Here is an 8,450-nt window from a genome sequence, read left to right as displayed (position 1 = left end):
CAACCACTTTCAACACTTATGGGGTTCATTCTTCGGCGGTATTGTCATCACCGTTGAATAAAGGATTCCTTCTTGGTGGGATCTGTATTTACGGGCCGTGCTGCTGGCTTTTTAAGTGAAAAGTTATGGGCGTGCAGCCACAACGTCTTGCCTTGAATCGTCTACGCAATGCTTCAAGAACATATCACTCACTTTCATGTACGTGGTGGCTTTCAAAATGTGCGATAAGTTCTGATGTTTGCGAAGTATTCAGCTTGCTTATAGATCCCCCGCTTGACACCATTAACTTTTGATCTTTCTTATACTCCTCGACTGATCGTCAATCAAAAGAGCCTTAGCAATTTGACGAGCTCCCCCCTTGTCGAATAACTAAACTTCCTTAATCCTCTCTTCTACGCGTCGGTTCTTTTCTTTCCTATGCTGCGTTCTTAACGCAACACGATCTTCTTCTTTCAGAAATCTTTGCATAAGAAAAATTATTAAACTTGTAAACAATTTCATTCAGAATGAGTATCTTATTTGAATATTTAAAATCAGGAAATAAACTCGGATTAAATTTAGACTTTATGAAGCGATAAAACGGAAAAGAATCACGCATAAAAACTCTAAATTATGAAAAAGCGGAACTAGAAAAATCCTTAAAATTTCACTTCGTGCAAGGTGTAGATCTGAATGACTCCTTGCCTAAATGTTTAGTACCTGAGTATTTTTTGCTTAACACAAACGAAACTATAGTGCAAAGCGCATAACGTTTCTATGTGTCTAAACTTTTTTCTACCTTTCTTTGCAGTTTTTCAAAAGCAATAATAGGAATAAGTAAAAATCCCATCATTACAAATGCTAATGCGCACGCTGCTGGCCAATCATGATTCACAAAAAATTCATACCATAATAGCCGGCCAATTGTAATGCATTGTTTTCCTCCCAAAATTTCTGGAATTATGTATTCTCCAACTGCGGGAATGAAAACTAAGCTTGCCCCTGCTAGTATCCCGGGGCTTGAAAGCGGCAATATGATCTTCCAAAACGCTCTCCAAGGGCGACACCCTAGTGTATAAGCTGCTTCCAGCATAGTAACGTCAATTTTTTCCAAAGTAATGTATAAAGGAAAAATCATAAAAGTAATGTACGAATATACAATGCCTAGTAAAACCGCTCCTTGATTATGAATACATTGAAAAGGACCGATACCGCAATACTTTCCCAAAATAAAATTAACAAATCCATGCATTGAAAGAATATTTGTCCAAGCACACATACGCACCAAAAAGGAAGACAAAAAGGGCAACGCTACCAAAATTAATAAAAATACACGCCACGGTTTAGAAAAACGTGTAATAACATAAGCCATAGGATACCCTAAAAAAAGGCAAATCAATGTAGAAGAAAACGCAAGGTATAAAGAAACAAAATATGCTTTTCTGTACAGAACCTGAGAAAGCACTCTATAATAATTGATAAAAAACAATCTGATTTCGATACCATAATTTTCCGTATAACGAAGTAAAGGTGTAAAAGGGGGAGTATCTATTTTAGGTTCAGAAATACTAATAATCATTAAAATCCCGATAGGAATTATTAAAAAAAGTCCAAACCATCCGTAAGGAATCATAACCCAAAATGAGCGCCATTTCTTTCCTATATGATAAATTTTTTCAACAATTTGATTGAACACCCTAATACTTACCCCGAAAAACTAGCCTGTGAAAAGCATAACGAATTTTCTAAAAGAGTACAACATTAGCATGCAAGCTTTTCAAAGCGAAATCCAAAAAAAATCTTCTAATACTATTGAAGAACTCTTCCCTTACTTTAAATAAGGTGATCAAACTTTTTAATCATTCTGTACTTCCTTTCTTTCAGTATTTCTTTTTAAAAATAGTTCACTCCAATCGCTTTTCTTACCTGCTCTATGGTCTTTAGGGCTACACTACGCGCCTTTAATGTTCCACATTTAAGAACAAAACTTATGTATTCTTCTGTGTATTTAGCTCGCTTTTCTCTGATTGGATCCAAAAAATCCTGAAGAACTTCATTCAAAATATTTTTTATGGTGGTATCACCAAGCCCTCCACGTTGGTAATGTATTTTAAGATCATTAACTTCTTCAGTATTGGGATGAAAAGCGTCTAAATATGTAAAAACAACATTTCCTTCAACCCTTCCAGGGGTGCTAATTTTTATATGTCCTGGATCTGTATACATTTGAAACACTTTGTTTTTTATTTCTTGTGCAGTATCTGAAAGAAAAATGGCATTTCCTAACGATTTACTAGCTTTTGCTTTGCCGTCTATCCCTACTAACCTTGGCGATTTGCTTAAAACTGCTCTGCATTCTTTTAAATAGTCCACAGCATAAATACGATTAAACCGACGTACAATCTCATTAGTTTGCTCAATCATTGGAATCTGATCTTCTCCTACGGGAACTATTTCTGCCTGAAATATCGTTATATCAGCAGCCTGACTTACTGGATAACAAAAAAAACCAGCGGGAATAGAATCGTCGTACCCCTTTTGTTGGATTTCACTTTTTACGGTAGGATTTCTTTCAAGCCTTCCTAAAGTAACAAGATTTAAATAGTATACAGTTAGTTCAGAAATCTCAGGAATCTGGGACTGAATTAAGATAGTCGTAACTTCTGGATCAATTCCAACACTTAAATAATCTTTTGCTACCTCAAAAACATTTTCTGTAATTTTCGACGGATTTTCGAAATTATCAGTAAGAGCTTGAACATCAGCTATCATTACATATTGTTCAAATTCGTTTTGCAATTTTACTCTGTTCTGTAAAGAGCCTATGTAATGCCCTAAATGCAATTTTCCACTTGGCCGATCACCAGTTAAAATTTTCTTTTTCACTTGCTTTCCTTCCAGTACTGATATACATAGTTAATCGCTCTTCCAAGAAAATATCCTGAAAATGCTCCACTTATCCGATTTTCAAAAGAAAGATATTTTGAAAAAATCTCATAATCCATAGACTCTAGATAGCCCAAATAATATTTCATAAAAAATACAAAAAGAAGAATAAGTAATGGAATATAGCTTCCGATCACCTCAACTGATTTTAAACTTTTTATAACTTTTACTTTCTTACTTCTGTGTACGAAAAAACTTCCTAAAGTTGCTAAAAAAACAATCAAAGTGAAAGCCCTCGAGTTTTGGGAAAAAAAATTTTTGTATTGTATAAAAAATAACAAGAGCGGAAAAATGAAAAGTTTTGGAACGTAAACAATTCTTGTTTTTATATTTTTAATACCAAAAAACAGCACGTACGCAAATATGCCCCAAACATAAAAGGGAGTGCTTTTTATTATTTGCAAAAAATTTGTCATAATTTTTCCTACAGTAATACCTTAAACTCCACACAACCAATCGATATTCAAAGAATCAGATATATAGTACTCCATTTTTTTAATTAGAAATTTATTTAACGACACACACTCCACCTTCATAAATTTTCTAATGCTTCACCTAATTCGCATTAACATACAAAGTTTTCGACCGTTTACAAACATTTCAGTAAAGGCTTTTGCTACTTTTTCCTTCAGCATAGACAATATCCAATGTAAAGAGTAACGAGCACCAGGAGTATAATCAACAACCTCTAAAGAATTTAATGATTTTTTTCTTTTTTTGCCCAATTTAATGCCTGGGAAAAATCCCCTAATTCGTCTACTAACCCCAGAGTTTTTGCCTCTTCTCCCGTCCACACTTGCCCTTGTGCCAGAGCTTGAACATCTTCTTTTTTCATTTTTCGTTCTTCTGCCACTAAAGAAAGAAAATGTTCATATCCAAGTGCAGTAATTTTTTCCCACCGGGTTTTTTGGCTATCGCTCCAGCTTGTGTACAGGCTTTCACTAGACCCGCTTCCTGTGGTCACACTGCCAAACCCGATTTCCCAGGTCTTTAACCCCTTTTGAAGATCAAATTTTCCCGCGTAAACGCCAATTGATCCCGTAAGAGTTCCAGGCTGAGCCCAAATTTTTTCTCCAGAACACGCAATCCAATATCCTCCAGAAGCAGCAACACTTTCCATAACGATCACTGTTAATTTTCCTGCATTTCGGCAACATGAAACTCCATGTCGCAAAGCTTCTGCCGCAGAAGACGTTCCTCCTGGAGTATTAAGCATAATAAAAACAGCACTTATCGAAGCGTTTTGTGAAATACTGATCAATTGATCGCACAGTCGCTGAGTATCGAATGTTGCACTGCCTAACTCTCCATCAATACGCAAAATCGCAATGTGATGTCTATGAAATAGCTTAGATTTTATCCACGTCCAGATATTTTTATTTCTTTTCAGATATTCACTAACGTCAGCATTTTTTTCATTTTGGGTATATTTTAATTTAACTTGATCCCAACAAGAAGCCAATGCATCAACCCACCCTAATTTTTTTGCCTCTTGCGCAGAGCAAGTCAAGTTCACAAGCCCATCTTCTAAAGAAAAACCTTTGATACGTTTGTCTTCTTGAAGATCTTTTAAGATCTGTTTGTTCCAACTTTTTAAAATACGAGTCATCATTTTTTTTCCTGAATGGCCATATCAGAGCGCGTAAATCCATCTGGTCCAGATTTGTATTTTCCTTGCGCTACAAAATTACTGCGTACCCCCAACGCTTCTAAAAATTTACCAAAATATAAGCGCTCTACGCTCATTCCTTCCAGCATCATATGACCGGAACTTGCAAGATAAAAGCGATTAGCACAAGAACCTAAATAGTACCCGGATATCCCTATTTCTCCTAAAGAACCAACAGATTGAGCGTAACATATAACTTCTTTTCCTTGAGCCTTAAGTTTTACCAACATCCCCCTTAAAACCTGCGCATCTGCTATACTTATGTCGAAATTCAGATGCAAGACAATACGCCGAAGATAAGGATCTACCAAAGCACGCTCTAAGGATGCTTTCCAATTTTTTAGGTGTGATCCCTGCTCCCAAGCTTCAAAATGATGTTCTAATACTAAGACGTGGACAGGTGTAGAAGGAAGTCCTCGACGAAAAAAAAGAACCAAAACAACAAAAGTAACCGCATACCCTACCACAATAAATAAACGATTGAATCCGGAAAAAATTTTTTTTCCTCCCCAACCGATCGCCGCACTTATCTTCATACCCATTCCATAGTTTTTTGTTTTTTAGATGCAAAAGTAATCGAAGTAATCGTATTAAACATTTTTTTGAATATCTGGAGCATGAACTAATTTCATACCAATCACATGATATCCTGAGTCTACGTGATGAACCTCACCAGTTACTTTTGAAGACATACCGCTAAATAAATACAGCGCCACATCCCCAACATCTTCTTGAGTAACCCCCGCCCGTAGAGGCGCGTTGTGAGTGGTCCAATCTAAAATATATCTAAACCCATCAATTCCTCCCGCTGCTGCAAGGGTGCGCATAGGTCCTGCAGAAATTGCGTTAACCCGAATACCTTGAGGCCCTAAATCCGCTGCTAAATACCTTACGCTAGATTCTAAAGCTGCTTTTGCAACTCCCATAACATTGTAATGGGGAATAACTTTTTCTGCACCATAATAAGATAAAGTAACTATACTTCCTCCTGAAGTCATAAGACTGGCAGCCTCTTTGGTCATCTCAATAAGAGAAAAACAAGAAATGTGCATAGTTCTAATAAAATTCTGTTTACTAGTGTCTAAAAATTTTCCTTTCAATTCTTGCTTATCTGAATATGCTGCTCCGTGCAGCATAAAATCTAATTTTCCCCAGGTTTTTCGAATATGCTGAAAAAGATCAAAAATTTGGTTAGAATCTTCCACATCGCAAGGAAAGATAGAGGCAGCAGAATCCAAAGTTTTTGCCAAAGGTTCTACTCTTCGCTTTAAGGTATCTGTTTGATAAGTAATAACCAGTTCCGCACCTGATTCTGCAACCTTTTTTGCAACTCCCCAGGAAATAGAATCTTGATTGGCAACACCTAAAATCAATCCTTTTTTTCCCTTTAACAACATACCCTAAGCCCCCTTTCTTTTCTTCTTAAGAAAATATTGTACATGAGTTCTTAGATGACTTCAATAAGCTTTCTAAAAAGGGATTCCTCGTTTTTTATCTTTTTGCTGAAACTCTAACCTTCTGCATCATTATACTGTATTTGAAATATCAGCTCTAATACAGAAAACTTTTACTTAATTTAAAGCATGTGCAATTTTTTTCTACTATATCTAAATCAGTATAAAAAAATTACAAGAAATGGAATTGAAATAAGAGATCAATTGAGTAAGGTGGCGTTTCTTCTTATATGTTTGGCTTAAGCCCATTTTTTCTCAATAGGATTGAGATCAGGAGAATAAGGATGCAAACAAAGCAAGCTACGACCTGCATCTTTTGTATAGATTTCCCTTTATGGAAAGTGGCAGTATCCATAACACTACTGCTTTCTTTTGGAAAGTTTGGTAGCACTCAAGATGTACCCCCCTTTGCAAGCCAGATATGAACCCAATTGCAATTATAGCTTGGTCAATTAAAGCACCTATGGCATTTGTTTTCCTCCCAGTTATGAGAACCCATAACACCGCTTATCTTTTCAGAGCAACTATGCGTTCTTGGCATATCATGAGAAAAACCACTTCCATCACAACCTATCTGCTTATCTTTTTTTTTCAATTTCTTTTGGAAAAACGTAGATCTTTTTTCTGGATCGGATGATTGAGAGTTTTTTTATATGTCTCTCCTAAATGGTGTTTTGCATATCTTTACCAGAAGCGCTGACTTCTAACCTCTTAGCCCTTTCATCGCACCTGTCTGGAAATTCTTCTATATCTACTCTCAAGTTCTATTTGTCTAATTTTGTCCATGGGTTATTCCTTTTGTTGACTCCTTCAAGATTTTTGCTCCATCTCACTATTTCTGATTTAATGCTTTTAACCAAAGATATCGTGATTAATTTTCAAAGTTTTATTAACATGAAGTGCCGAAAAAATACACAGTGTTACCTCTAGAATTTCAAGTGATCGTGTGTTTGCAAAGGGTTTTCTACGAAATCTTGCAAACCAATGGCGGTGTTGACCGTTATTTTTTCAATGAAAAACGTTTTATCTTTTCTCTGAAAGATGCCGGTGCTTGGAATAATTTTATTAAAACCTGCCCAATGATCTACGCAATAAAATAAAATTTTCTATTTTTTTAATCGTTCAAAAAGTCGTTTGAATGTTTGACTCAAGTGATCACCAAATTCCCAATCGATAAGTCGTTTTCCAGCACGATCATAGGATTTAGAAATTCAAGCTTTAGAAATCCAAGCTTTAAAAATCCAAAATTTCTTGCTTCTTTTTTTTAAATAATTCCAAAATTCATAGACTTTCATGACAATACCTTTGTCTTCTGGGGAGGGTTCAATTTTGGCGCATAGCCTTGATCCTAAGGTGCGCCCCCCTTCAAAACAGCGCCCGCGCTGACACCAAAACGCTGAGTAATTCGGTTCATTGAAAAGCCGCTTGCGTATAAAACAAGGGCTTGGAGCTTGTCTTTTTCGGGCACACCTCGTGAAATTTTTTCCATATTTTTTACATTTGTACCGCTAAACTTCTCGAACAAAACCGCTTTAAAAGCACTCCGAATATTCACAAATTTTATATACAATCATTTTTAGAGACTTTTAAAAGACTTCCTTTACTGATTTTAATAAAAAGCATCTTTAGTTAAAAGCTTCTATAAATACAACACACTTGCCTAACTGGCTTTAATGTAACTCATCATTGTTCCTTTATAAATAAAAGTTTTGTTTGTTGACAAAAATCCTCCTTATGAATAGAATGATACCGTAAAAATTAGTTTGTGCTTTCAAATGAAAAAAATGAAAATTTTTGCTTTATTTTTTACTTTTCTTCAAACTATAACTTCCTTATACGCCCATAACTCCAAAAATCCAAAGCCTAGAAAAAGTGAGAAGTTTAAGAAGAAGTCTGGAGCTTCTCAAAAAACTGAGAATCAAAAATTTCAAGGAAGAGAGGGGGGGGGTATAAGTCAATGGACGAATACTCAAATCTCCCCAGGGGAGAAAGCTCAAAGGGAAAGGATTAAAGTTTCTCAGAGTAAGCGTTCTGGTCTTGCTTCAAACACTTCAGATTCTCAAAATGAGCAGCCTGATTCAGTTGTAAACACTTCAGATTCTCAAAATGAGCAGCCTGATTCAGTTGTAAACACTTCAGATTTTCAAAATAAGCAGCCTGATTCAGTTGTAAACACTTCAGATCCTCAAAATAAGCAGCCTGATTCAGTTGTAAACACTTCAGATCCTCAAAATAAGCAGCCTGATTCAGTTGTAAACACTTCAGATTCTCAAAATGAGCAGTCTGATTCAGTTGTAAACACTTCAGATCCTCAAAATAAGCAGCCTGATTCAGTTGTAAACACTTCAGATCCTCAAAATAAGCAGCCTGATTCAGTTGTAAACACTTCAGATCCTCAAAAT

General features: G+C 35.8%; 9 protein-coding genes and 1 pseudogene. 2 read left to right on the top strand and 8 right to left on the bottom strand.

The window, feature by feature from the left end:
* Window positions 1-47 precede the first annotated feature (47 nt).
* The 7 genes from HE1_RS10305 to HE1_RS02435 form a co-directional block, all read right to left on the bottom strand.
* Window positions 48-158, bottom strand: a complete 111-nt coding sequence (locus HE1_RS10305; RefSeq protein WP_162480217.1) for a winged helix-turn-helix domain-containing protein — start codon at window positions 156-158, stop codon at window positions 48-50.
* A gap of 596 nt (window positions 159-754) precedes the next feature.
* On the bottom strand, window positions 755-1,675 hold the full coding sequence (locus tag HE1_RS02460; protein WP_052567242.1) for an ABC transporter permease: 921 nt from the start codon (window positions 1,673-1,675) through the stop codon (window positions 755-757).
* A 197-nt stretch (window positions 1,676-1,872) separates the two neighbouring features.
* A complete protein-coding gene (gene trpS, locus HE1_RS02455) occupies window positions 1,873-2,865 on the bottom strand; it encodes a tryptophan--tRNA ligase (RefSeq protein ID WP_006296996.1) in 993 nt (330 codons plus the stop codon).
* Window positions 2,862-3,149, bottom strand: a complete 288-nt coding sequence (locus HE1_RS08080; protein ID WP_152531031.1) for a hypothetical protein — start codon at window positions 3,147-3,149, stop codon at window positions 2,862-2,864. The genes trpS and HE1_RS08080 overlap by 4 nt, the downstream gene beginning before the upstream one ends.
* 473 nt (window positions 3,150-3,622) lie before the next feature.
* Window positions 3,623-4,537: a S49 family peptidase gene (locus HE1_RS02445; protein ID WP_084490944.1), complete on the bottom strand. Its 915-nt coding sequence runs from the start codon at window positions 4,535-4,537 to the stop codon at window positions 3,623-3,625.
* Entirely contained in the window at window positions 4,534-5,136 is a 603-nt protein-coding gene (locus HE1_RS02440; protein WP_035544319.1) for a S49 family peptidase, read from the bottom strand. The genes HE1_RS02445 and HE1_RS02440 overlap by 4 nt, the downstream gene beginning before the upstream one ends.
* 48 nt (window positions 5,137-5,184) lie before the next feature.
* On the bottom strand, window positions 5,185-5,991 hold the full coding sequence (locus HE1_RS02435; protein ID WP_006296999.1) for an enoyl-ACP reductase FabI: 807 nt from the start codon (window positions 5,989-5,991) through the stop codon (window positions 5,185-5,187).
* Window positions 5,992-7,022: 1,031 nt separating this feature from the next.
* Here HE1_RS02435 and HE1_RS09945 point away from each other — a divergent pair.
* Entirely contained in the window at window positions 7,023-7,148 is a 126-nt protein-coding gene (locus tag HE1_RS09945) for a hypothetical protein (RefSeq protein ID WP_278243149.1), read from the top strand.
* A 248-nt stretch (window positions 7,149-7,396) separates the two neighbouring features.
* Here the strand turns inward: HE1_RS09945 and HE1_RS02425 are convergent, their stop codons facing one another.
* Window positions 7,397-7,603 (bottom strand): helix-turn-helix domain-containing protein, encoded by a 207-nt coding sequence (locus HE1_RS02425; RefSeq protein WP_035544315.1) that lies wholly within the window; start codon window positions 7,601-7,603, stop codon window positions 7,397-7,399.
* Window positions 7,604-7,832: 229 nt separating this feature from the next.
* Here HE1_RS02425 and HE1_RS02420 point away from each other — a divergent pair.
* A pseudogene (locus tag HE1_RS02420) lies at window positions 7,833-8,450 on the top strand (hypothetical protein); the annotation flags it as partial.

Origin of the sequence: Holospora elegans E1 (assembly GCF_000648275.1) — a bacterium.
Classification (GTDB): Bacteria; Pseudomonadota; Alphaproteobacteria; order Holosporales; family Holosporaceae; genus Holospora; species Holospora undulata_A.
Note: the sequence above shows the minus strand (reverse complement) of the source record. Positions and strands in the feature narration are given on the sequence as shown.

What these genes read in the sequence shown, in the direction of transcription:
- HE1_RS02445 (WP_084490944.1), bottom strand. Translation starts at nt 4,537, where the DNA reads ATGATGACTCGTATTTTAAAAAGTTGGAACAAACAGATCTTAAAAGAT.
- HE1_RS02440 (WP_035544319.1), bottom strand. Translation starts at nt 5,136, where the DNA reads ATGGGTATGAAGATAAGTGCGGCGATCGGTTGGGGAGGAAAAAAAATT.
- HE1_RS02435 (WP_006296999.1), bottom strand. Translation starts at nt 5,991, where the DNA reads ATGTTGTTAAAGGGAAAAAAAGGATTGATTTTAGGTGTTGCCAATCAA.